Below are 24,644 nucleotides of genomic sequence, written 5' to 3'. Positions count from 1 at the left end.
AAAAAAATAGGGTTAAACTTTTATAAAAGTTTAACCCTATTTTTTTGTCCATTTTATAGAAAAAGAAGGCTTAGTAATTTATGACTTCAAAGTGTTTTTTGCATGCCGCTAATAAGGCTGTTCTTATATTTTTTCTATAGTCTTCACTTATTTTTTGAGAAGGACTTTCATTCATGTATCCGCCTTCACGGTATTCTATTTTATCGCTATTCGTTGCACTAACGTCAAATTTTAAAATAGGGTGATTTTTTTCAACATCTACTGCCGTTATGGTTGCGAAAAATAGACCAGAAGAGAAATTGTCAGCATCATCTAATTTCGGATCCATTATACTATAACCTTCTATGATGAACGCTAAACTAATATCTTTAAATTGCTCTAGTTCTGTCTCATTTAAACTAGTGCACGTAATATCTAAAGGAATATTGGTACAAGAATATAAATCTGACAAAACATCTTTAATGTTCTGCTTTGCAAATTTATTATTTTCTTTGGCAATAAATACGGCAGATTTGGAGGGCACGTTACTCTTCTGTTTTGCTCTAAATTCAAAACTAGAGGAGTTTACGCTCTTATCTTTATCGGTTACAATGTAACTGGGAAAATTAATAAAATTAATGGCAGCGCTTCGGTAAAATAGGGTAGAATCATTAGAGGCTTCATTGAAGGTATTCGTAGAATCTGCTAATTTATTAAGGCTGTTTATTTTAGCGATAATAGCGGTGCTATTTCCCTTGAAATACACGCCTTTATTTTTAGTAAGTGTTTCTTTTTTTTGTTCGTATTCTTTTTGAGCGGTCAAGTATTTTGTTTCATCAACTTCTGGACTTTTGTTCACACAAGAAAATAATAAACTACTTAATAATACGGTTGTTAATAGACTCTTCATTTGGCGGTTTTTGTTGGTGGTTGTTTCTTAGAAACGGCTCAAACTAAATATTATTTTAGAAATTTTGGGATATTCTTAGAATCAATTTTTGAGCTAAAACTCATAATACATTGAAAAAAGGCATTAATTTCTGAGGGTCTAAACAATAATTAACTGCGAGGAAGCGTCTTTATATGCATTGGTTATTTTTTAGTAGAACACCTATTCCCTATGCTTATTAGGTGGTTTGAAATTTATGTAACCCTTGCGGAATAAAGTTTTAATCTACTGCAGAATTTGTAAGTGTTAGGGATAGTAGAGGAAATCCATTAAAAGAGGTTTTTTAGCTTGTTTAATTAAAAGAGCAAGAGCTCCTTTAAATTAATAAGAAGCTCATAACGTCTGAAAATGATTGAAATGGACAGCCTGTTAAAACACCCAAAAGAAAATTAAGAAAGTCTTCAAAATTTTGCCCTGGGGAAAATCTCGAACTGAGAATTGAACATAAAAAGTAGATAAAAATTCATACTGCAGAAAAGCACAGGAACAGCTGCAACTTAAAATTGTAGAAGTCTATTTTTTTTGTGTAAAAATTATAAAAATAACACCACTTCATTTACGACTTTAAATAGGGGTGTTAACGCGTTGATTATAAGTCTGTTTAAAATTTTATTAAGGAATTGTTTATTAAATGTGGAAAAACAAAATACTGATATAGTGAAAAAGCACAAGATATTACAGACCTTTGTATAATGGTTACTAGATAACCAGGGGCGAGCGAGAATGATTGGTATATCAATTATTGGCTGCATGCTTTTAATGTTCAACAAATCATTAGGGTTTGTGTATTGAACAGATCACATTTCAGTATGCGAAGGGAACTGAAATGAAAAAAGCCAGAGGTCATAACTCTAGCTCTTTTGTGATTAATCCTTTTTCTTCACCCACTAGAGCTATGGAAACATGGATAATATTATTTTTAGTATTTACCAATCTTCTTAGTGAAATAAGAAGATTTAAGTAAAAAAATAAAAGTCTGCAATATACTGTAGGCTTTTTTTGTAAAAAATTATTGTACAACAAATGTACAATAAAAGTTTAAAATACAACATATAAAACATATGTTTAATATAATTATTCTGCAACAAAGGAAAGGTCTGGACTATATTTAGAAAGTGTATCTCCAGATACAAAAGCATCAATTGAAAGTAGTCGGTTTATGTTTTTTTAAAAATTTAATTACCACCCAAAAATAGGATAATGAATAAACGGAATATTTAAAATCCCAGCTTCGCAAAAGTATTCCAATTTAATGGAGCAAGGAAAATGAGCTGTGTTATAAAAGAATAATACAAAATTCATTTTATCTCGGAGAATGGGTTTTATTTAGATAGGGTATCTTCTCAAGTTCAGATTTGAAAATAGTATCGTAGGTACCATCTTTTTGCCTCAGATTTAACCATTGATTTATGTAGGCTTGGAATACAACATCTCTAGGTAATAAATACGCCATTTCAAAAAAATTGAATGGACTATCTGGGTTAATTGCTTTTAGTTCTGAGTGAATTCGTTCCTGTACAAGAGTTTCTATAGCGTCAGTAACCATTACATCTACTTCGCCATCAGCAATTTTTTGAAAAATGCTCAAATTGTCTTCATTCAAAATAAGTTGAGCTTTAGGGAAATTGTCTCTGGCAAAAGTTTCGTTTGTGCCTCCTGGATTAAAAATCACACGTACTTCTGGAGTATTAATAGCATCAATGGTAGTGTATTTTTCTTGGTCCTCAGTTCTTGCTATAGCTGCCTTGCCACTAGAGCGCATAGGGTAGCTGAAAAAAGCCTGTTGTTGTCGCTTTAAATTTATGGTAATACCGCTCATGCCAATATCATATGACCCATTTTCTAAATCAGCAAGTAATGTTGGCCAACTAGTTTTAACAATCAGAAGATTTACATTTAGTGATTTTGCTAGGTCTTTGGCAAGTTCAATATCTATGCCTTGGTAATTAGAAGTTTCAGGATTGGTATAAGTGAAAGGCAAAAAATCAGCCGTTGTCCCTACCTTGAGGGTATCTCTTTCTATTATTTTATCTAATAAAGAAGTTTCTTTTGTTATTTCCTGTAATGGAGCAATTTTAGGAGCACAGCCATAGCTACATAAAATTATACACCAAATAATAATTAGCTTAAAATTTAAATTAATCGACTTCATTAATCATGCCTATAGTTTATTCTAATAAAAATAAGAATAATTCCATGGATAAGAGCATTTTCTAATTGAGGCAACCAATTAAGATTATGAATTTAAATCAACGCAAGAAATAAAGAAAAAGGGAAGCCATGCGTTATTTTGGGTTTTCAATAAGGTATAAGCGATTATTATTTTGGTATTTGCTGGCTCAAACAATGCAACGTGCCAAAACCCCAAATAAAATCAATACAACTAATCCCAATCACTTTGCGGTCTGGAAAACAGTCTGCTAAAATAGTAAGTGCAATGTGGTCTTTTGCATCGTTAAAAGTTGGAACTAAAACCGTTTTGTTTATAATTAAGAAGTTAGCATAACTTGCAGGTAATTGCAAACCATCAAATATTATGGGGCTTGGCATGGGCAATTCAACCACATTCAATTTTGAACCATCCTCAAGTTTTGCGTCGTGCAAACGTTTTAAATTCTCTTGGAGTGGGTGATAGTTTTTGTCTTTTCGGTTGTCTTCTACGACGGTTACAACTGTATTTTTAGATACAAAGCGGCATAAATCATCAATATGACCATGTGTGTCATCACCAATAATACCATCTTTTAACCAAATGGTATTAGTCACGCCAAAATATTCTAGAAAAATAGCTTCGTAATCTTTTTTAGTAAAGCCAGCATTCCTAACTTGAATTTCCGGATCTAATAAACACTCTTCGGAAGTTATAAGGGTGCCAGAACCGTTCACCTCTAAAGCTCCGCCTTCTAAAACTACATTTTTTCCTTTATAAGTAACATTGTTCACTGGAATTTTTAAATGTGCCGCTACCGTATCCGGAACATGTTTGTCTAATTGCCAGTTTTTATATTTTGCCCAACCGTTAAAATTGAAATTAAGAGCTTCTCTTTTGCCGTTGTTTTCAACAATAATAGGTCCAGAGTCACGCATCCAACTGCGATTAGTTTTTTTTATAATAAATGAAATATTTTTAAGGTTTACCGTTGCCATTTCTAGCATTTCAGTCACCTTTATTTTTAAATTATCGGTAGCAACCACCAAAAAAACAGTTTCTTGTTCAGCTATTTTTTTAATGTACTCTACAAAAGCCCACTGAATGGCAGCATATTTTCCTGGCCAGTCATTTCCGTTATGTGGAAAACATAATAAAATACCTTCTTGTTTCTCCCATTCTGCGGGAAATCTTCTTGCAGCCATAGTATTAATCTAAAGCGCGTTTAGTAATATCTCCAAAAGCATCAATACGTCTGTCACGGAAAAATGGCCAATTTTGGCGAACATTCTCTTGTAGCTCTAAATCTACTTCAGCTAATAAAATTTCTTCTTTGTCGGAAGATGCTTGTGCTAAAATTTCGCCTTGTGGGCCGCAAATGAAAGAATTACCCCAGAATTGAATACCATCAGTACCTGGTAAATATTGTTCTAAACCAATGCGATTAGCAGCAGCAACGTAAATACCATTTGCTACGGCATGACCTTTCATAACATTCATCCAAGCGCCATATTGGTTTTCACCGTACTGTTCTTTTTCTGATGGGTGCCATCCAATTGCTGTTGGATAAAAAATTACATCTGCGCCTTTCAAAGCCGTAAGCCTTGCTGCTTCAGGGTACCACTGATCCCAACAAATTAATGTTCCTATATTTCCTTTTTTAGTAGGGGTTGATTTAAAACCTAAATCACCAGGGGTAAAATAGAATTTCTCATAAAAATGTGGATCGTCTGGAATATGCATTTTACGATACAATCCGGCTTGAGAACCATCTGTATCAATTATGTAAGCACTGTTATGATAGATGCCCGACATTCTTTTTTCGAAAAAAGGGATAATCAAAGCAACTTTAAGTTCCTTAGCCAACTCGCTGAAAGCTGTAAATGAAATAGCACCTAAAGGTTCTGCTAATTCAAAATTACTAACATCTTCACTCTGGCAGAAATAATGACTACTATATAATTCTGGAAGCGAAATAACTTCGGCTCCTTTTTCAGCAGCTTTACGAATCCAATCTAAGCATTTCTTTCTATTCTCTTCTGGAGTGTTGTTCAAATTTAATTGAAGAACAGCGATGGTGTATTTTTTATTAGCCATGAAAATTAGTATCTAATTTGAGACTGTAAATATATTAAATAATGAGATTAAAAATGAGGAGATAAAAGTTAGAAAAACCTAATCTTTAGTAACAATAAAAGTAGCAACGCTACCTGCAGATAAATTCCATTGATTGGCATAAAGTAGTTTGCCCTGATCATCGTAAACATTAATTTGCGCGGTATTTGGGCTGGAAGAACCTTCATTTAGCGCTTTAAATTCTATCCGGTTAAAACCTTGCTTAAGATCTACATTTACTCCTTTAAAAGCTCCTGTTAAAAATAACTTAGGATCTACAACTTCTCCGTTTACAGAAATACTAACCAAATCTCCATCTACATATTCATGGTCACGGCAGACAATTCCTATAAATTTTCCATTATTTTTAATATCGCCTAAATACATATTAGGGAAATGCTTACCCTGACTTTGACCTGAGTTTTCACCAAATTTTGGATTCAATTTTAAGTCTTTTCCAGCTTGTACCAATTCTTTGTTCGGGAGCATAGAAATATTAGCCTTTGAAGAATCCTTCATGTCGTAGTCTTCTGGCTTATCTAACAAGTTAGGCATATTTAAAGACAGGTTGGTTTTCTTCTCTGGAGTTAGTTTTAAATCACTTGGAGTTTTGCTTTCTATTTTCAAGGGCTGCGCCTTAGAAACTCCTTCTTGGGAGAAACCTACTTGAAAAAGTAAACCACAAAATAAAAAAATCAGAAACTGCCTCATAGCTCAATATAGTCTTTAGCTCATAGTAAATTTAGCAAATACCCTGCCAATGAATTTAAAATTGTTGTTAAATTAGATGAGTAGCCTCATCTTAAGTTCATTATTTGTCTTCTAATTCCGTAATTTTCTTTTCGTAAAGCTTTTTGCTTTCTACGACAGCCACGTTTAGCTCTTGCATGATACCGTCAACACGACCCTCAATACTTTTCATTTGATCATTGATATTATCAAAAGAATTTAAAGCAGCAGCAACTTCTAATGCCTTTACTACCTCAACGGCATCACCATGCAATAAGCGCAACTTCTCAATAGCTTTAGAAGTGTTCGCAAGTGTACCGTTGTATTTTGTTCTTGCTTTATTGATGGCTTTTAATAAAGTTTTCTTGCTAGTCTCATCACTTAAACTATTGGTTTGGGTATCCATAGCCGTGAAAAGATTAGACGCTTTGGTTTTTAAATCTTCGTATTCTTTATTGAGTTTTTCAACACGTTTGTTTACTTTTTCCCAATCACCATAAACTTTAGCAAATTCTTTATCTTCATTTTTAGTGTCTTCTAAAGCGCTCTTTAAAGCGTTAAGAGATGCTAATCCAGAAGTAACAATCTTATTAGCATTTTCTTTCTTATTTTCAAAAGAGGATACTTGTGATTTGAATTTTTCTTTTAATCGGATTAAATCTTCTGGACTTTTGTCTTTCCAACAAGACGTTAACGAGAAACAAATAACAATAAGCGTAATGGATTTTTTGAACATGGTTATGTTTTTAAATGGGTGCTAAATTAGTCAAAATCAGCGCCTATTTAAAACTTAAATGCATTTGCCTAAAAATCGAAGCCAAATTTAAACTGTACTATGTTGCCCTCAACAGAATTAAAATACCCCACATTTATAGTTAAAAAATTATAAGCACTTGCCCATACGCCTAAACCTTTGGAGGTGTGCCATAAGTTAGAATTTTCATCTTTGTTCCAAACACGACCGTAGTCAAATCCGCCATAGGCGCCAATAGTAACAGGGGCCACTGCGGTCATATATTTTTTAATTCGAAGACGAAGATCTGTAGTTTGGTAGAAATAAGTTTTACCGGAAAAACGTTCGTCTCTAAAACCTCTTAATCCGTTTCTACCTCCTATAGAAGGTAGGTTGTAAAAAAAGTAGGTATCCCCGAAAGTAGTATTTACTTCTGCTTTTGTGTTAAACACCAAATCTCCAGAGGAGATAAGTTTATGAGTAATACCTGCTTTAAATTTTAAATACCCAAATTGGTTATCAATTATTTGCAAGTTTGCTTTATATCCCGCATTTAGCCCAAACATAATAGATCTTGTTGGAAAATCTTTAGCATCATCATTATCATAATAAGCTTCGGTTTCTAGTCCTAAATATCTTTGGTTATCAAATAATTCTGGCGAAAAATTATTGGAATTAAAGAAACGGTTGTTTTGCTCAATGACTTCAAAAGATTCATAAACACCTTTAATCTTTAGCGTGTGATATGCTATACCTGCATCAATTCTTGTTTTTTCAATTCTGGCTCTGTTAAAATCTTTACCTAAATCATCATCTAAATTCGTAGTTTCATTTCCTACCCCAAAAAAGTTATTTGAAAACCGATCAGTGGAGTGGTAGGCGCTAATTTCTAGATTCCACTTAGGAAATATATTAGCAAACACACCATAATAGCCTAATTCAAGTGCTTTAAAGCCAAAATAATAATTAGCAACAACTGTGTGTTTTTGTCTAAAATCACCACGATTAAAGCCTTTGTTGGTATATACGTTTGTAGCACCTAGATAAAGTCCGTCATCTGTTCTAAATCCTAGATTAGGAATAAGCATGTTGGTGTTTTCTTCAAAATAGCGCCAATGGTACATGTTTGTATCATAAATACGCGTCATTTGTTTTTTAGGGTTCTCTCCTTCAAAAATGCTAGTTTCATGTTTCCAATCATAGACTTTTAAATTCTTTTTATTTTTGATATTAAAGGTATCATCTCCATAGCCACCTATAAATCGTATAAAAATAGATTTGCTATCCTCTCCGGTAACTTCAAAAACATCATCATCACCCAAGCCGTATATCCATAATTCTTTAGTGTCTTTTTTATTAAATGTGCGCTCGAATATTATAGGATTTTCCTCATCAGAAAGTATTCTTTTAATAACAACCTTTGTTTCGCCGTTTGGTAGCCTTGTAATTTCAAATTTATCATCTTTTTCAGTACCGTGTAATGAAACCATTTTATCTAAATACTTACTATAAGCTTTAGCATCTTGCTTTAGGGTCATTAGCCGCAATTTTAGGTTGTCTCTGATTTCTACGGCAGTAGAATCTTTAACTTCTTCCGGCAAATTGTTAAAAGCTGCATCAATCTTAGACGCAGTTAAGTTGTCTTGAATAAATTGGGCTTCTTCTTCCCAAATCTTAGCATCATATTTGGTTAAAATAGCCCTATCTAGGCTGTTTCCATTGTTGTTTAACCATTTCACGTCTTGAATATCAGCGTCATAAGATTGCCACATGCGACTCTGAGGTGCAAATAATTTTATAACCTTTAAAGCTTTGCCGTCAAATTTAGGAAATGCATTATCGCGATCTCTTGGAACGGCTTGAAATTCTTTATTTCCATCATTAGTCTCATATTCTACCCAACGCCACTGATCTTGGTGCCGGTCCCAATCTCCAATTAGCATATCAAAAATACGAGCTCTTATATAAGATTTTTGGTCTACCGTATACGATTCATCCTTTTTAATTTTTTCAAGCATATCCGTTGTGCTTTCAAAATCTTTTATCGCTCCCGATTCATTAATTTCTCTTCGGTACCCCTTATAATTTAATTGTTCGTCAGAAGGTCGCTCCTCTATAAAATAAAGTTCATTTCCAAACTCATTATTTAAATCTCCTAAAGTTTCTTGTTTTGGAATGTAAAACAATTCAGGACTTGCGTGGTTTACTGCAATAGCTTTAGCCAAAGGGTTAATCACTAATTGCATGTAGGGATGAGCGGTGGTAAAGAAATCTGAAATAGTTTCTTCCGTCAACGTGTTTTTATAATCATCTTCATTATACGCAACGCCTTTTATCTTAAATTTTAAATATTTTAAGGCATTTTTTCTTAAAGAACGCATATTGTATTCCTTGCCGTTACTATCAGCAAGTCTTAAAGAGAATGATTGATGTCCGCCTCCTTCTTTAAGAACTTTCAATCCGCCGTAAAGAGTATCTAGATATGCAATTTTTGCGGTAACTGGTGTCGTAAAATAAGAACGATACCGTTCTCCCCATAGAAAAGTATAAAACGCTGTTTTGTCTACAGCGTCTGGATTTTTTAGAATAGTAGTCTTTATAGTTTTTGCATTGTTTTTAAGGAATATTTCGGAAACAGTATCCTTTTGTATTTTAGGTAGTAATGCAATATTTTTTTCTTCGTTATCTTCAGTAGTGAACGTTACATCAGACGAGCCATCATCATAGTACACAAGTTTGGCGAATCCTCTTTTTCCATACGTAAATTTACCCTCAAAATCTAAAGTGCCTCCAATAGTACTTAAGTTATCTTCAGCTCGTTTTGTAGCTGATTTTTGACTCAATGACCCACTAATTATTTGATGAATTCCGCCACCTGCAAGGTATTGTAGACTCTCTTCGTGGCCAGAAACAACGGTTATTCTATCGGAGGCTTTTGCTAATGAGCTAACCAATATCCTTAAAAATTCATAAGGTCTTGCATTTAAACGATCTGATGAAAAAGCACCCAAATCTAAGACGGTATTTATTACGGTGCCAACAACAGGAACTGGCGTCATATGGGACTTAAAAGATTTTTTACCCGCAAATTCCCCATTGCTAAAAATAGGCTGATGCATGGCAATCACAATATTTTTACCCTGGCCATCATTAATGTAACCCTCTAATTCTTCAGCAAAACGCATACGCGTATTGATGTCAGTACATTTTTTATTTATATTTTCCAATCTAGACCAATTGCCTGTAAACCATTTAGAGTCAATTAAAATTAAATCTAAATCAGCATTAATAACTATTTGCTCAATAGGGCAAGCATTTTTAGGGAAGAATTTTAAAGCATCAGAATCTATAGCATCTAAATATTTTTCTACTTTTTCAACATCGCGAGTATTGTAGCTTTTCCATTCATTAACACCAGGCATAAAAATGGTTTTGCCTTTAAAATTTTCCGTTAATGCAATTTGTTCTTCTACCAATTCTTGATCGGTATTCCAATTATTTTTAGTTGCGGATATATTATCACCTGTAAAAAGAAGGGTAGAATTTTTATCAGCAGCATTCAGTTGCTTTTTTAAAAGTGTAGCTGCACTTTTGTTTTGATTGTTGGTGTAGTCTCCAAAACCACCTGCAAGATAAAAAGTGTGAATGGGCGTTTTAGCACTAGAGTTAGCAGCTTTAAGAGTTTTGCTTTCTTGCATTTTAAAGGTAGCGCATCCATTTAATAGGAGTATAAAAATTAGGTACGCTAGTAAGTGAGTAACACTCGAATAACGACAAGTGTTTTTTCTAAAAGATGCATGCATAGTGTAATGATTGGTTTTTAAGTTAAAAAACTTAAGGATTAGAGACGCCTCTCAATGGTATTGAACGTTTAAAATAGTTTTGGGGCAAAGATATAAGTCTACAGGTTATCTTTTTTAGTTCGATAGCTTTTGAGCTAGTATTCCTTTTTTTAAAGTTAAACCTTGGTTTTACTATTTAGTTTCTTCGCAGTAGAGAATATAAAAAAAAACCTATGAGAACCTGTTTATTTTTTTTGATATTATTTATTTCGGTAACGTATATGAGTTGTCAATACCAAGATGAGAAGGTGCCAAAAGCTGTAAAAGAAAATTTTAAGGCAAAATATCCCAACGAGAATGACCCTGATTGGGTAACCGATAAAAATGATAATTTTGAGGCTAGTTTTAAAAAAGAGGGCATTCATTACAGAGCTGATTTTAGTCCAAATGGGGATTGGATAGAAACAGAAAATAATATAGATAAGAACGACTTGCCGGAAGTTATCCAAGATATATTAGATACAACATACGAAGCCTATAAGATTGTTGAGATAGAGGAGGTATCTCATTATCAAAAAGGATTTTTCTATGATGTTGAAATAAGCAAGGACGGTGAGAAACAAGATGTGGAGTTTCTAAAAAGCGGCACAATTATTAATTAGATTTAATTCTTATAATCACTTAATTTCTGAGGTCCTTCCAGCAATACGCGCACAACTTTTAAGGTACCATCTTCTGTCGTGGAGATATGCCATTTTATCAAGGAAATCTTACCGTTTTCAATCTCTAATCCTGTAATACTTCGTGGGTGTACACAGCTACCATCGTTAAAAAATGGAATGTCTTTAGGTTCAGGAAACCGTGGTCTGTGAGTATGTCCTACGATCGTAACGAGCAGATTATTTTTTACAATCCATTTTTTTATACGGCGCTCAATTTTAATAAGCTCTGTATAATTCTTAGCTGGGCTCGTGGGATCTGCAATGCCCCAAACTTGTAACGGCTTCCATAATACACGGACCAAAAACCTGCCACAACGCCAAAAGGTATAATTCCACCAATCTGCTTGATGACCATGTGTTAAAAATACTTCTTGATTTGTATTTCTATGCTTTAAAACAATAGCTTCATTGTAAGTAATATCTTGAAAAAGTTCTTTTTCACAACCTTCAATAGGCTCAAAATAACTACTCAATTGTTGTTTTACATACGCATCACTCTTATAAACCATATCGTGATTACCCCAAATCATATGCAATCTGCCTCTAATATGAAATTCACGCAGTAGTTTAAAAACATTTTTGTGCGCATTAAAGATAGATTCAAAGTTAGTATTCTCCCATAACTCATCCCCGTCTCCTAGTTCAAAATATTCAAAATTTTCTTTAAAATAATACTGTAAAGCGTGGTAGTAGATGTTTCGGTTATTCGCAAAATCATCAGCAAAACTGTTATCTCCACGATGACAGTCACTAAACAATATAAATTTAGAGTCATCGTCAAACGGTACCAATTTGGCATTTTTGTAAGCTCTAGAAAGTCTGGTACTCGAAGACATATTTTAAATTTAAATGCATATCGAAAAAACTAAGGTATCTAAACAAATTGAATTCCTAAAATTCTAGATTTTCTTTTGTAATTTTGTGGTCTTGATAACGACCAATGAAGATATGATAGATAAGTTGCAATCACCACTTAGTCAGATGATTAGTTTTAATGAGATATTAAAGCAATATGATGTTATGGCCCAAAGTGAAGACACTTATCTCGCTAGTAAAGCTAAACATATATTAGCAGCGCAGGCACCTTATCCAGAACTACGAGAGGGTTTTACAGATATTTCGTTGTTAGAAAAACATAAAGATGTTATTAAGATTATTCTGCAAGACGCATTTTCTGAAGTTTTAACTGCCAATGAAATTAAAACGGCATCATTGCCTTTTGATAATATTGTTTTTAATTCATCAGAACGCTTTACCCAAATTCTTGAAGATGCAGGAGGAAAAGAATTTTTACCCCATATGCGCGATTTGCCAGATCATCATCTTTACGTGTTAATGTGTACTGTAATATTAAGTGCGCATTATGGGCAAACGATAGATTTTAAAAGACCTTTTTTCTACGATATTCCTGATAAAAACGGGGTAATGCGTCATTATCGTATTTTATATAATGCCGATTTTATGGAGATTCTTCCGACAACTATGTCGAAAGAATTAACCAATGAAGATATCGATGAGCTTTTAGAGAATTTTGATAATCTAGCATTATGGCAAGAGAAATTTCCACCACAAAGTTTTATTGGTAAGGGTTTTGTAATCTCTTCCATGTTTGATGTTACCAATGAACATGCAATTTCAGAAATAAAATCTAGCTTAATTGCTAATGATAAAAGAGGTAGTGAGAGTTTTATGCTCAACTTGCAAGAAACTTTTAGGTCGTTCTTTAGTATTTCTGATATACGCGCTGGTTTTGTAACCTACAATCCCAAAAAAGACCAATTTGAAAAAGTTTTTGGTATAGGAATGGAAAGTTTTATACTTCATGATAAGGATTTAGAAGCTTGTTCAGAAGCACTTTGTCAGTCTTCGTATAAAAAACTTTTAAATGAAAATGGGTATTTTTCAATTTCCGATGTCGATAAATATTTTGAACTCTCTGGTGGCATTATGCCATACAAAACGTTAAAAGCCCAAGGCATTAAAAGCGTGATTTTTGCTCCAATTGCTTCCAAAGGAAATTTATTGGGAGTTTTAGAATTGGTGTCTATGCAGAAAAACGGACTTAATAGTGTAAACGCTAATAAGTTAGAAGATATCATGCCTTTTATTGTTACAGGGGTATTGCGCTCTATGTCTGAGGAAGAAAATAGAATAGATGCTGTAATTCAAAATGAGTGTACCTCAGTACATTCTTCTGTTTATTGGAAATTTAAAGAGGAAGCTAAGCGTTTTATTATAGATGGGTTAGAAGACAGACAGCCTTCTTTCAAAGAAATTGTTTTTAAAGATGTATATCCACTTTACGGGCAAATAGATATAAAAGATTCTTCTTTAGCTAGAAATACAGCGATTCAACGCGATATTATGATACAGTTATCAGAAATCAACAAAGTGTTAGATGCTGCTTGGCAAATAAATAAGTTACCCATTTATGAAGAGTTAATGTTTAGGATTAACAATTACATTGATGAGGTAAAAGAGCTGTTAAATACAAATAGTGAACAAGCGGTTTTCAACTTCGTTCAGAATGAAATAGTACCCGTTTTTGAGCATTTAAAAAAGAAGGATACCGAGTTGCTTCATATGATTATCGCTTATGAGGCTAGTATAGATATGGGGACAAAATCATACTATGATCATCGTAGAAATTATGATGAAAGTGTCATGATGATTAATAAAAAGCTTTCGTCTGTTATTGATAAAAAACAGAAAGATGCACAAGCAATGTTTCCGCATTATTTTGAGCGCTATAAAACTGATGGTGTAGAGCATAATATGTATATAGGAGCTTCTATTGTTGGTGATCAAGAGTTTGATTCACTTTACTTAAGTAATCTAAGATTGTGGCAATTGCAAATCATGTGTGAAATGGAAAACAAGCACTATAACTTAAAGCCAGAACTTTCTGTGCCCCTTGATGTAGCGTCATTGATGTTGGTGTATAATACTTCATTGTCTATTCGCTTTAGAATGGATGAAAAACGATTTGATGTTGATGGCACCTATAATGCCAGATATGAAATTATTAAAAAACGAATTGATAAGTCATATATAAAAGGAACAAGCAAGCGTATAACAGAACCCGGTAAAATGGTTATAGTATACGCCCAAAAAAGTGATGAGTTAGAATATCTTCGGTATATAAAATTCTTAAAATCTAAAGGATATTTTAGCGGTAAGCTTGAAATAGTTGAGTTAGAAGGCCTTCAAGGTGTTGCAGGGTTAAAAGCGATTAGAGCAGATATCATGTATTCTGTTAAAGATGCCGTAGATGCAAACCAAGAAAAGATGTACACCTACGAAGATCTTATAGACGAACTCAAGATATAAGCTACTTACGTGACTTTGAACTTAAGTAAACTATCATAAATTTTAATTTTTAGAGCATTGCACAATTTCATGTGCTCCATATATGATGCTCTATTTTTTTCATGATTATTTAAATAATAAGCATCGCATTGCATATTGTCACATTCTTTAATTTTAGACATATTGCTTTCACAGCGGTACAAGATGCCTAATTTTAAAGTGTTGCCTCTTTTTAAAGTCTGAATCAATTGATTTATTGAATTTTCCTTTAGAATTTTTTGCTCAATTTCAGTGAAATATTCTAACTCTGAATTGATAAATTCTAAGTGTGCTATCCAATTTTCAATTTCTGCTTTATCTTTTTTTAGCAGGATTGTTGTGTCCGATTCTGTTAGGTTGAATGTTCTCATTACTTTTTTATAATAAAACATTAATATCAATTTGGCTATTCTTCTGTTCCACCTTAGAAACAGTTAACTGCTGTTCACCACTAGGAAATTCCCATAAGATGGTATCCCCTTCAGCATAACCAATAACAGCAGCTCCCATTGGAGTGAGAATAGAAACTTTATTATTTTTAAGGTCACTATCTTTTGGGGTTACTAACTGAAATTCTTTACTCCAACCATTACTTGCAGTTATTGTGATGACAGAATTAAAGCGAATAACATCCTTGGGCATGTCTTCATGGTCACAAACCTTCGCAAAACTAAGTTCCTCTGAAAGTTTTTTTATTGATTTTTTAAAAGTAATATCTCTGTGATAACCAGATAAGTGTAAGAACCGTTTTAGCATAACGTATTCTTTTTTCTCAATTGTTATAGTTCCGTATTTCATTTTGCCTCATTTTATTTTAATAGCACGCGCTATTAAGGAAAAATTCCTCTTTGTACATAAGCAAGCTCTAATCGTTCAATGGCAATAATAAAAGCTGCTGTCCTCATATCTACACCTCTCTTTTTTGATGTTTCAATTACTTTTCTAAAGGACTCTTCTAGTTTTTTCTCTAGTTTTTCTAAGACCTCGTTGAGGTGCCATATTTCTCCATTTCTGTTTTGAAGCCATTCAAAATAACTGCAAATAACTCCTCCAGAGTTGCATAGAATATCAGGGATAATATCAGTTCCTTTTTTTAATAATATTGTTTCGGCATTTACATCTGTTGGGCCATTTGCACCTTCCGCAATTAAATAAGCCTTTATTAAAGGAGCGTTTTCTTCAGTAATTTGATTTCCTAATGCTGCTGGTATGCAAATATCACAGTCGGTACTAAAGAAATCTTTATTTGCAATGGGCGTTGTGTTTGCGAATCCTAGAATACTCCCTTTATTTGCTTTGGTATATTCAAAAAGGTTTTCTACCGGAATTCCGTTCTCATTAGTAATACAGCCAAATTGGTCTTGAACAGCTACTAATTTAGCGCCTTCTTTTTCCAAAAAATGAGCAGTCCAATACCCTACGTTTCCAAAACCTTGAACAATAAATTTCTTGTCTTTTAAGCTTATTTTTTTATCTAATGCCCAAAATTTGATATTCAAGAACACTCCATATCCTGTGGCGCGATCTCTTCCCTCAGAACCACCAGCGCCCAAAGGTTTGCCTGTTACTACGTGCATGTTTTTTGAACGTTCGGAAGGAGATTTAGTAGACATGTACGTGTCTAGAATCCAAGCCATGGTTTGCGGATTAGTATTTACATCTGGTGCAGGAATGTCTAATTCGGGCCCTATATTATCGCCTAAAGCATACGTAAACCTTCTTGTTATTCGTTCCAATTCGGAAATGGAATATTTTGAAGGGTCTAGTTGTATACCTCCCTTTGCGCCACCGTAGGGTAATCCGGCAAGCGATGTTTTCCACGTCATCCACATAGCAAGAGCTCTAGCGGCATCAATATCCACAGTAGGATGATAACGTAACCCGCCTTTATAAGGACCTAAAGCGTTATTGTGTTGTACACGGTACCCTGTGAAAACTTCCACTTCTCCACTGTCCATTTTTACAGGAAAATGCACCACCAATTCATTATTTGTAATTTCTAGAATTTTTCTAATATTTGAGTTCAAATCTATAATGTCTGCGGCATTATTAAACTGGCGCATTACATTGTCTAACATGCCCTGTTTTGTAGCCTTTACTTCTTTTTCTTTTACAATCATTGTTTATTATTTTAGACTAATACCCTTGTGTTTGAATACGTTTAATAGCAGATTTATTAAAATTTAGACGTTCTGTAAAATGCTCATATTCATCACAAGAACTTATATTTTTATGATTAAGAGTAAGCACACAATATTTTTGATGTGTACAGGTAGAACAAATACTATTGCTATAATTTTCCATAAGCGATTACTATTTTTTTGTTTTAATAATCTACCTGACTTTCATTAGATATTACATCTAGGATATAGAAAGCCAAGTAGATATCATCAATCAACCACGATTATGATGGTGGTTTTAAACTTTTAGTTTAAAACCTAAAAATTCATAGTCTTATGTTAGCAACATTTTCAAATATGAATACAAAGACCAATAGGCAAGTTATATGCCAAGAAAAAATAGCAATTCAATTTAAAAAGTTAATTATTTTAGAATCAATTACTTAGGTGTAAAATTTGAAATTTAGCATGTACAAGGGATTGGGTAGAAAAGTATCACTTGGGTATTTTTGTATCGGAACTTATTTTAACTTTTCACGTAAAGTTTTACGGTCTATTTGAAGAATTTCCGCAGCCTTAGTTTTGTTGTTATTTGTAGCAAGCAATACTTTTTGAATGTATTCTTTTTCTATCTCAGCCAATGGTTTAAGCGAGGTTTTAGGGAATTTAATTTTAAATTTTAAATTTTCAGGAAGATGTTCAACATCAATTATGCGATCACTCATTATTACTGCATTTTGGATAACATTCTCAAGTTCTCTAATATTTCCTGGCCAAGAGTATCTTTCAAGAATTGCTAATGCTTCCTTCGATATATTTAAGAACTTGTCTTTATATTCAATACCATATTTGCGAATAAATTTATCAACCAATACTCCTATGTCCTCTTTTCTATCTCTAAGAGGCGGTACTACAATCTGGACTACGGTAAGTCGGTAATACAAATCTTCTCTGAATAGTTTTTGAGAGATCATTGCAGATAGGTTCTCATTGGTAGCAGCAATAATTCTTACATCTATTTTTTCTATTTTCTGAGAGCCTACTTTCGTTATTTCTTTTTCCTGTAAAGCTCTTAGCAATTTGGCTTGCACTGCTAATGAAGCGTTTCCTATTTCGTCTAAAAACAATGTACCTCCATTTGAAGCTTGAAAAAATCCATTTCTATTTTCATTAGCGCCAGTAAATGCTCCTTTTGTATACCCAAATAGTTCTGCTTCTAATAAGTTTTCGGGGATAGCAGCACAGTTTACGGCAATAAAGGGTTCGCGAGAAAATTTACCAGAATAATGAATGGCTCTAGAAACTAATTCTTTACCGGTACCACTTTCACCTTGAACCAATACAGTAGCCTTATTATCTTTAACTCTATTGATAATGTTGGTAATTTTTTTAAATGAGGGAGAATTCCCTATCATTTCAGAATTTAAATCTTCGGAGTGTTTCGTATTCCGAACAGGAATAACAGTAGTTTTATGTTCTAGACTCTTTTTTACAGCATGTTTAAGCTCGTCTTTAGTAAAAGGTTTCGTTAAATAATCTGTAGCTCCAGATTTAATAACATTCAACGCACCATCTACAGAAGGATAACCTGTTATGACTAATTTAGGGATTTTAGGATAATGTTCTGAGGTGTACTTTAGGAGTTCTAAGCCATCAACTTCTGGCATTTGTATGTCAGTTATCAATAAGTCTATTTCACTGTCTTTAAGTATATACAGCGCTTGACGTACAGATACTGCCTTGTAAACATGATAGTCCAATAATTGTAATTGACGTTGTAGCAATTCTAAAATATTAACATCATCATCAACTATTAAAACATTTTCTTTAAGTAACGCCATAACTATAATTTTGGAAAATGAACAACAAAAGTAGCTCCTTTTGGGGTGTTAGGAGTGTAAACAATCTGACCTTTATGGCTCTTTACAATGCCATGCACCACACTCAAACCTAAACCGGAACCTTCACCTACAGGTTTAGTGGTAAAGAAAGGTTGAAAGATTTTTTCTTCATTGATTTTTGAAATCCCCGAACCTTCATCTGAAATACTAATTTTTACGTCGTTGGTCAATTCTTTAACCTTAATGGTAATGGTAGCGTTTGGTGGTGAAAAGTAAAGGGCATTCATAATTAGATTAAATAGTACCTGTGTTAACTGAATACTATCTGCTTTTAATTGAATGGCATCATTATTAAACGAAAGGATATATTTTACTCTATTTTTTTTAAAGCTTGGGTCTAAGAGATTTAGTACATTTTTTATGATAGGGTTAATGGTTAACTCCGCCATTTGTTGCGGCATCTCACAAGTGAAAAACATTAGTTTTTTAACTACTTCTCTTGAGAAAATAGCGCTATCTACAATTTTATCTAAATCACGAATAGCATTTTCTTCCGTCATATTATTTCTCAAAAGCTCAGCAAAGCCTAAGATGTTGGCGAGGGGAGTGTTTAATTCATGTGCTATTCCTGCGGTAATTTCTCCTAATATATTTAACCTGTCTGCTCGTTCAACTTGCCTTTTTATAGCAAGTTCATTTTCTCGTATTTGTTTTTTTTCTAATAAATTTCCTATTGCGAGACTTACGTTTTTTAAAAGGGTAAGTTCTTCTTTTAAAAAATCTCTAGAGCTGTAGTTGTCTTTAGGGTATCCTACAATAATATGACCATCTACTTCATTAAAAACTTTAATAGAGGATTTTAAGGATACAAGTTCCGGAATATTCTGGTCTGAGCTAATATGGTATTGGTCACAGGATAGGGATACAAAAGCATATTGGTCATACCGCATGGCTTTTTTTAGGCAATCAACTATTGCTTCTAAAGACGTTTCTAATTGGTTGTAATCACAATTTACAATGATTGAAGTTACCTCATAAAGGCATGTGAGCTCTTTAATCCGTTCTTTGAGTTTTTCACCAGTGGTTGCCATTGAAAATTATATTTAATTCAACTAAAAACAGCGCAGAGCGATCTTTGCTAAAAATCGTCTACTAATTAAAATGGTGGTTGATTGTAAAACGTTCTCTGAAAAAGAATCCTACTAGGTTGGCAATTCTATAATACGCTCAGGACCGTAGAATTTGAGGGCTACGAAAAAAGCAATTACAGAGAGTACCATGCCTATCATGAAAATTGTATAGGTCCAACGTAAAAGTTTATATTTTTTATCCAATACTAGTCCTAGAAAATATAAATCCTTAGTCAAGGAAGAATATACGTATTCTTGGTCTTTTATTAATTCTTGAATGGCCCATTCGTATTCCTCTAATTTCATTTTGTGGAAATTACCAAAGAATAAAAGGTTTACTTTTTTGTTTTCTACATCTTCTTTAGAAAATTCGCCACTTGTTACATTTGGTCGGGTAGCCAATACAGACATGATCATAGAGGTTACACTGAAAATTACAAATATCGCAGCGGGTATTACCAAATAATCATTCGAGGGGTTGTCTAGCTTCGGAATCAAATTGGCTAATATCAGAGATATAATAATAGCATTTACGGATAGCAAAATGTTAGCTTTTGTATCTGCAATATCACTTAATTTTAAATGATTGCGCATGGTTACCCTAAACATGGTTTGAATGCCGCGTTCAGGGCTTTTATTCTTTAAACTAACTTTTAATTCCTCTTTTTTAACAAGCTTACTGTTTTTCTTTTTCTTCTTTAATAAGCGTGTTAAATTTTCGTCTTTTTTTGGTTGCCAATTTTCTTTGGCATATGCTGTATAATAGTGATGTTGTGTTCTAAATAATTCTATATTTTTATTACGCCATTCTTTTCTGGTAAAAGTAGCGATTTTCAATAGTGCTAATTCATCCCTTAAAAGTTCAGAAGTCTCTACGTAACTGCGTTGTGCAAAATGTGAACAATCTGCATCTTTTATTATTTCTTCGTGAATATTTTTAGGATCATGGCCCACTTTGGTTGCTAAAATTAACTCACAGACCGTTTCAATAAGTTGGGGGTCACAATTTAATTTCTCCAAAAATGCTTTGGCTAGTTTAGCCCCATGTTCTTCATGGTCTGTAGAACTTACTGTGTATCCAATATCATGAAGCCAAGCAGCAATAGTGATTGCGTTACTTTCTTCATCCTTCAGATTATAGAAGTTTAGTAATTCTTTAGTACTTTTAACGACTCTTTGAGTGTGTCTAAGGTTATGGTACAGAAACTTACTATCTAATTCTTTGGTTAGTAGTCCTGTAGCATACGCTTCGGTTTTGGATAATATGTCGTTCATATGAATGATAATTAAAAGTCCAAATTACAAATTTTATAACTCTTTACTTGCTGCTATGCGTAAACATTTTACTCTTATCGTAATTCTTTTGTTTTTTTCAGGATGTGCTACTTATCGTGCCAAATACAAAAACATAGTAGATAAACAGGATACACCTACAACAAAAGAGGTTTCGCATACTTTTTATTTAATAGGAGATGCAGGTTTATCACCTATTGGAGGCATGAACCCCGTATTAAAAGCATTTAAAGAGCGCTTAAATAAGGCAGATAAAAATAGCACGGCTATTTTTCTTGGAGATAATATTTATCCGGCAGGATTACCAGATCCTGTAGACTCTACTTTAGCCTATAAAACGGCCGCTAGTCATTTAAATGCGCAGATAGCAACCTTAGCTAATTTTAAAGGTAATAAATTTTTCATTCCCGGAAATCACGATTGGTATACAGAAGGTTTGGTAGGGCTAAAAAGAGAACAAGAATACATACAAGGGAAATTAGATAGTGAAGACGTTTTTTTTCCAGAGAATGGTTGTCCTATTAAAACGATAGACATTAATGATGATATCGTAGTGGTGGCAATAGATACAGAGTGGTACCTCACCAATTGGGATAAACGACCAAATATCAATGATAAATGTGATATTAAAAGTCGCGATAAATTTTTGCTAGAAGTAGAAGATGTAATTAAGCATAATCGGGAACGTACCACTATAATTGCGTTGCATCATCCTATGTTTTCTTACGGCTCTCACGGCGGACAATCTTCTTTGAAGCAACAATTATACCCCTCAAACAAAAATATTCCATTACCCGTTCTTGGTACGGTGGCTAATGTGCTTCGAAAAACAGCGGGGCCTTCTATTGAAGATAACAACAATAAAATGTACAGAGAGCTACGGAATAGAATTACCACCTTAGCTCAGTTTTCAGATAAAGTGATCTTTGCATCGGGTCATGAACATACTTTACAGTATATCGTTGAGAAAAATACACCACAGATTGTAAGTGGCTCCGGATCAAAAAAGGGGCATACGAAATTGTTGAATGGGAGTGTGTTCTCTACAGGACAAATGGGGTATTCCGTTTTAGAAGTCTATAAAGATGGGTCTTCAAAAGTTCGTTTTTATGGTTTGGATGATCAAGAGACTGAAAATTTTCTTTTTGGTACTGAGGTATTGAAAAGAGATCGTGTTTTAAACGAAGAGAAATATGATGATAATTTTCCTGCTACCGTAACGTCATCAATTTATACAGATGAAGAGGTTGATAAGACAACGTTGCATGAAAAAATATGGGGAGAAAAATACCGCAAATATTATGGTACTGAAATTTCTGCTCCAACGGTTAGGTTAGATACGTTGTTTGGCGGTTTAGAGCCCGTTAGAAAGGGTGGCGGACATCAATCTAAATCATTGCGGTTACGAGATAAGAGTGGCAAAGAATATGTGATGCGTGCTATTCGTAAAAGTGCCGAATTGTACCTTCAATCCATGGCATTTCAGGATCAGTATATTGTAGATGATTTGAAAGATACCTACACAGAAAAATTATTAGAAGATTTTTATACAGGAGCACATCCATTTGCCCCTTTTGCGGTAGCAACCTTATCTGATGCGGTAGATTTATACCACACAAATCCCGTACTTTATTATGTGCCAAAACAGTCTGCCTTAAAAGAATACAATGACACATTCGGAGATGAACTGTATATGATTGAAGAGCATGCAGGAGACGGACACGGAGATTTGAAGAGTTTTGGGTATAGCAATGAATTGAAAAGTACCGATTCTATGTTGGAAGATTTGCGAGATGACGAGAAATATAGTGTGGATACCAAGGTGTATATTAGAGCTCGTTTGTTTGACATGGCTATCGGAGATTGGGATAGGCATACCGATCAATGGCGTTGGGCGGAGTTTAAGGATAAAGACACTAAAAAAGTGGTTTATAAACCTGTTCCTAGAGATAGAGATCAAGTATTCTCTAAAATGGGAGATGGTATTTTAATGAATATTGCAACACGTATAATACCTGGGTTGCGATTAATGGAAGGCTTTAATGATGAAATTAGAAGCGTTAGAGGCTTTAATTCATCTCCTAAAACCTATGTTTTAGATATGGCTTTATTACCAGAAACTACGGAGAGTGATTGGATAGAACAAGCAAATTATCTTAAGAAGAATATTACTCCAGCAGTTATTGATGAAGCACTATTAGCCTTTCCAGAAGAAGTGAGAGATGAAAAAGTGGCAGAAATAAAAAGTACTTTGTTGGCACGTTTAGCTGCAATAACAGAGACCGCTGAAAAATACTTTTCGATCTTAAATAAATTTGCAGTAGTTACCGGTACTGATAAAGATGATTGGTTTGTGATCAATAGAATAAATGAAAATGAAACCGAAATTAAAGCCTATAGAAATATAGGAGACAAAAAGAAAAAGTTATTTTTCGAAAAAGTATTCAATAAAAAAAGCACTAAAGAAATCTGGGTATACGGTTTAGATGATGATGATTTATTTGAAGTAAAGGGGGTTAAGAATAATGCCATAAAAGTAAGATTGATTGGCGGGCAGAATAATGATATATACGATATAGAAACATCACGTAATATTAGTATTTACGATTATAAGAGTAAGAAAAATACTCTTAAAAATGTCAAAGGTGTTAAGGTAAAGTTGATGGATGATTATACGGTAAATACGTATCAGCCTTTAAAAATTAGAACAAGTACAAACCAGATTATACCCACTATTGGTTTTAATCCTGATGATGGTGTTAAGATGGGGTTCCAAAATACATATACGTACAACGGATTTAGACAAAACCCTTTTACTCAGAAACATGATATTGCAGCGTCATATTTTTTTGCAACGAGTGGTTATGATGTTGCCTATAACGGTGAATTTGCACATATTTTCGAAAACTGGAATTTAGAGGTTGCGGCACGATTTACGAGCCCTAATTTTGCGATTAACTTTTTTGGGTTTGGGAATGATACAGAAAATTTTGATGATGATTTTAGTTTAGATTATAATAGAGTACGTATAGAAACTATAAAATTTGCCCCATCTTTAGTTTGGAGGGGTAGGCTAGGGGCTAAGTTTAAAGCGGGGCTTAATATTGAGTCTATCGAGGTAGAAGAAACAGCGGATAGGTTTGTCAATGAATTCTACCAAGCCAATGGCGAAGAAACTAGAAATAGCTTTATTGGTACGGAGGCAGAATACACATATCAAAATAGAGACAACCAAGCGTTTCCTACCTTAGGGATGGGAACAGCGCTTAAAGTTGGTTATAAAACAGATTTAAATGATACAGACAATGGGTTTGCCTATGTAGTGCCAAGTTTATCTTTTGATTACAAATTAATACCCAATGGAAGGCTGGTTTTGGCTACCAAATGGAAAGGTCACTTTATTGTTGGTAATGATTATGAATTTTATCAAGGTGCTAGTATTGGAGGAGTAGATGGCCTTAGAGGTTTCAGAAATCAACGATTTACAGGAAAATCTTCCTACTATCAAAACACAGATCTTCGCTTTAGTTTAAAGAAAATGAGAACTAGTATTTTACCTACAGCAATGGGGCTCTATGCGGGTTTTGATTATGGTAAAGTTTGGATTCCTACCATAGAGTCAGATACCTGGCATACTTCTTACGGAGGTGGGTTTTTCTTGAACGCTGCAGATCTTATTTCAATAAATTTAGCTCTTTTTAATAGCAAAGATGGGCCAAGGTTTAGCTTTGGTTTAGGCTTTGGATTCTAAAAT

General features: G+C 33.7%; 18 protein-coding genes. 3 read left to right on the top strand and 15 right to left on the bottom strand.

The window, feature by feature from the left end; translation table 11 throughout:
- Positions 1-70: 70 nt before the first annotated feature.
- The 7 genes from GQR94_RS05580 to GQR94_RS05550 all read right to left on the bottom strand — a co-directional run bounded on the left by GQR94_RS05580 (position 71) and on the right by GQR94_RS05550 (position 10,352).
- The gene (locus tag GQR94_RS05580; protein WP_158974545.1) at positions 71-889 is read right to left on the bottom strand and encodes a hypothetical protein; all 819 of its coding nucleotides are present in this window, start codon (positions 887-889) and stop codon (positions 71-73) included.
- A 1,342-nt stretch (positions 890-2,231) separates the two neighbouring features.
- Positions 2,232-3,080 (bottom strand): transporter substrate-binding domain-containing protein, encoded by an 849-nt coding sequence (locus GQR94_RS05575; protein ID WP_158974544.1) that lies wholly within the window; start codon positions 3,078-3,080, stop codon positions 2,232-2,234.
- 167 nt (positions 3,081-3,247) lie between these two features.
- Entirely contained in the window at positions 3,248-4,282 is a 1,035-nt protein-coding gene (locus GQR94_RS05570) for an agmatine/peptidylarginine deiminase (protein WP_158974543.1), read from the bottom strand.
- A 4-nt stretch (positions 4,283-4,286) separates the two neighbouring features.
- Positions 4,287-5,174, bottom strand: a complete 888-nt coding sequence (locus tag GQR94_RS05565; RefSeq protein ID WP_024479077.1) for a carbon-nitrogen hydrolase — start codon at positions 5,172-5,174, stop codon at positions 4,287-4,289.
- 78 nt (positions 5,175-5,252) lie between these two features.
- Complete coding sequence (locus tag GQR94_RS05560) at positions 5,253-5,903, bottom strand: hypothetical protein (RefSeq protein WP_158974542.1); 651 nt, start codon at positions 5,901-5,903, stop codon at positions 5,253-5,255.
- Positions 5,904-6,003: 100 nt separating this feature from the next.
- Positions 6,004-6,657, bottom strand: a complete 654-nt coding sequence (locus GQR94_RS05555) for a hypothetical protein (RefSeq protein WP_158974541.1) — start codon at positions 6,655-6,657, stop codon at positions 6,004-6,006.
- Positions 6,658-6,725: 68 nt separating this feature from the next.
- Entirely contained in the window at positions 6,726-10,352 is a 3,627-nt protein-coding gene (locus GQR94_RS05550; RefSeq protein ID WP_233268645.1) for a ShlB/FhaC/HecB family hemolysin secretion/activation protein, read from the bottom strand.
- Positions 10,353-10,669: 317 nt separating this feature from the next.
- Between GQR94_RS05550 and GQR94_RS05545 the strand changes: the two genes are divergently transcribed.
- Positions 10,670-11,098: a PepSY-like domain-containing protein gene (locus GQR94_RS05545; protein ID WP_158974539.1), complete on the top strand. Its 429-nt coding sequence runs from the start codon at positions 10,670-10,672 to the stop codon at positions 11,096-11,098.
- Between the two features lie 2 nt (positions 11,099-11,100).
- On the opposite strand, the gene GQR94_RS05540 is transcribed toward GQR94_RS05545, so the two are convergent.
- Positions 11,101-11,994 (bottom strand): metallophosphoesterase, encoded by an 894-nt coding sequence (locus GQR94_RS05540; protein WP_158974538.1) that lies wholly within the window; start codon positions 11,992-11,994, stop codon positions 11,101-11,103.
- 112 nt (positions 11,995-12,106) lie between these two features.
- Between GQR94_RS05540 and GQR94_RS05535 the strand changes: the two genes are divergently transcribed.
- Positions 12,107-14,488 (top strand): GAF domain-containing protein, encoded by a 2,382-nt coding sequence (locus GQR94_RS05535; protein ID WP_158979514.1) that lies wholly within the window; start codon positions 12,107-12,109, stop codon positions 14,486-14,488.
- A 5-nt stretch (positions 14,489-14,493) separates the two neighbouring features.
- Here the strand turns inward: GQR94_RS05535 and GQR94_RS05530 are convergent, their stop codons facing one another.
- The 7 genes from GQR94_RS05530 to GQR94_RS05505 all read right to left on the bottom strand — a co-directional run bounded on the left by GQR94_RS05530 (position 14,494) and on the right by GQR94_RS05505 (position 20,872).
- The gene (locus GQR94_RS05530; protein ID WP_158974537.1) at positions 14,494-14,877 is read right to left on the bottom strand and encodes a hypothetical protein; all 384 of its coding nucleotides are present in this window, start codon (positions 14,875-14,877) and stop codon (positions 14,494-14,496) included.
- 7 nt (positions 14,878-14,884) lie between these two features.
- Positions 14,885-15,304: a GreA/GreB family elongation factor gene (locus tag GQR94_RS05525; protein ID WP_158974536.1), complete on the bottom strand. Its 420-nt coding sequence runs from the start codon at positions 15,302-15,304 to the stop codon at positions 14,885-14,887.
- A 32-nt stretch (positions 15,305-15,336) separates the two neighbouring features.
- The gene (locus GQR94_RS05520) at positions 15,337-16,626 is read right to left on the bottom strand and encodes a Glu/Leu/Phe/Val dehydrogenase (RefSeq protein WP_158974535.1); all 1,290 of its coding nucleotides are present in this window, start codon (positions 16,624-16,626) and stop codon (positions 15,337-15,339) included.
- A gap of 16 nt (positions 16,627-16,642) precedes the next feature.
- Complete coding sequence (locus GQR94_RS22440) at positions 16,643-16,810, bottom strand: hypothetical protein (RefSeq protein ID WP_199271541.1); 168 nt, start codon at positions 16,808-16,810, stop codon at positions 16,643-16,645.
- A 337-nt stretch (positions 16,811-17,147) separates the two neighbouring features.
- Entirely contained in the window at positions 17,148-18,467 is a 1,320-nt protein-coding gene (locus tag GQR94_RS05515) for a sigma-54 dependent transcriptional regulator (protein ID WP_158974534.1), read from the bottom strand.
- Positions 18,468-18,469: 2 nt separating this feature from the next.
- The gene (locus GQR94_RS05510) at positions 18,470-19,558 is read right to left on the bottom strand and encodes a sensor histidine kinase (protein WP_158974533.1); all 1,089 of its coding nucleotides are present in this window, start codon (positions 19,556-19,558) and stop codon (positions 18,470-18,472) included.
- Positions 19,559-19,669: 111 nt separating this feature from the next.
- The gene (locus tag GQR94_RS05505; RefSeq protein WP_158974532.1) at positions 19,670-20,872 is read right to left on the bottom strand and encodes a Pycsar system effector family protein; all 1,203 of its coding nucleotides are present in this window, start codon (positions 20,870-20,872) and stop codon (positions 19,670-19,672) included.
- Between the two features lie 55 nt (positions 20,873-20,927).
- Here GQR94_RS05505 and GQR94_RS05500 point away from each other — a divergent pair, with 55 nt between their 5' ends.
- Positions 20,928-24,641, top strand: coding sequence for a metallophosphoesterase (locus tag GQR94_RS05500; protein WP_199271540.1), 3,714 nt, complete (start codon positions 20,928-20,930; stop codon positions 24,639-24,641).
- Positions 24,642-24,644 lie beyond the last annotated feature (3 nt).

It is taken from the genome of Cellulophaga sp. L1A9, from assembly GCF_009797025.1.
Lineage (GTDB): Bacteria > Bacteroidota > Bacteroidia > Flavobacteriales > Flavobacteriaceae > Cellulophaga.
Note: the sequence above shows the minus strand (reverse complement) of the source record. Positions and strands in the feature narration are given on the sequence as shown.

Coding starts and splice junctions, on each gene's coding strand:
- GQR94_RS05545 (WP_158974539.1), top strand. CDS start 10,670: ATGAGAACCTGTTTATTTTTTTTGATATTATTTATTTCGGTAACGTAT.
- GQR94_RS05535 (WP_158979514.1), top strand. CDS start 12,107: ATGATAGATAAGTTGCAATCACCACTTAGTCAGATGATTAGTTTTAAT.
- GQR94_RS05560 (WP_158974542.1), bottom strand. CDS start 5,903: ATGAGGCAGTTTCTGATTTTTTTATTTTGTGGTTTACTTTTTCAAGTA.
- GQR94_RS05565 (WP_024479077.1), bottom strand. CDS start 5,174: ATGGCTAATAAAAAATACACCATCGCTGTTCTTCAATTAAATTTGAAC.
- GQR94_RS05575 (WP_158974544.1), bottom strand. CDS start 3,080: ATGAAGTCGATTAATTTAAATTTTAAGCTAATTATTATTTGGTGTATA.
- GQR94_RS05520 (WP_158974535.1), bottom strand. CDS start 16,626: ATGATTGTAAAAGAAAAAGAAGTAAAGGCTACAAAACAGGGCATGTTA.
- GQR94_RS22440 (WP_199271541.1), bottom strand. CDS start 16,810: ATGGAAAATTATAGCAATAGTATTTGTTCTACCTGTACACATCAAAAA.
- GQR94_RS05570 (WP_158974543.1), bottom strand. CDS start 4,282: ATGGCTGCAAGAAGATTTCCCGCAGAATGGGAGAAACAAGAAGGTATT.
- GQR94_RS05530 (WP_158974537.1), bottom strand. CDS start 14,877: ATGAGAACATTCAACCTAACAGAATCGGACACAACAATCCTGCTAAAA.
- GQR94_RS05500 (WP_199271540.1), top strand. CDS start 20,928: ATGCGTAAACATTTTACTCTTATCGTAATTCTTTTGTTTTTTTCAGGA.
- GQR94_RS05555 (WP_158974541.1), bottom strand. CDS start 6,657: ATGTTCAAAAAATCCATTACGCTTATTGTTATTTGTTTCTCGTTAACG.
- GQR94_RS05550 (WP_233268645.1), bottom strand. CDS start 10,352: ATGCAAGAAAGCAAAACTCTTAAAGCTGCTAACTCTAGTGCTAAAACG.
- GQR94_RS05515 (WP_158974534.1), bottom strand. CDS start 18,467: ATGGCGTTACTTAAAGAAAATGTTTTAATAGTTGATGATGATGTTAAT.
- GQR94_RS05510 (WP_158974533.1), bottom strand. CDS start 19,558: ATGGCAACCACTGGTGAAAAACTCAAAGAACGGATTAAAGAGCTCACA.
- GQR94_RS05580 (WP_158974545.1), bottom strand. CDS start 889: ATGAAGAGTCTATTAACAACCGTATTATTAAGTAGTTTATTATTTTCT.
- GQR94_RS05540 (WP_158974538.1), bottom strand. CDS start 11,994: ATGTCTTCGAGTACCAGACTTTCTAGAGCTTACAAAAATGCCAAATTG.
- GQR94_RS05505 (WP_158974532.1), bottom strand. CDS start 20,872: ATGAACGACATATTATCCAAAACCGAAGCGTATGCTACAGGACTACTA.
- GQR94_RS05525 (WP_158974536.1), bottom strand. CDS start 15,304: ATGAAATACGGAACTATAACAATTGAGAAAAAAGAATACGTTATGCTA.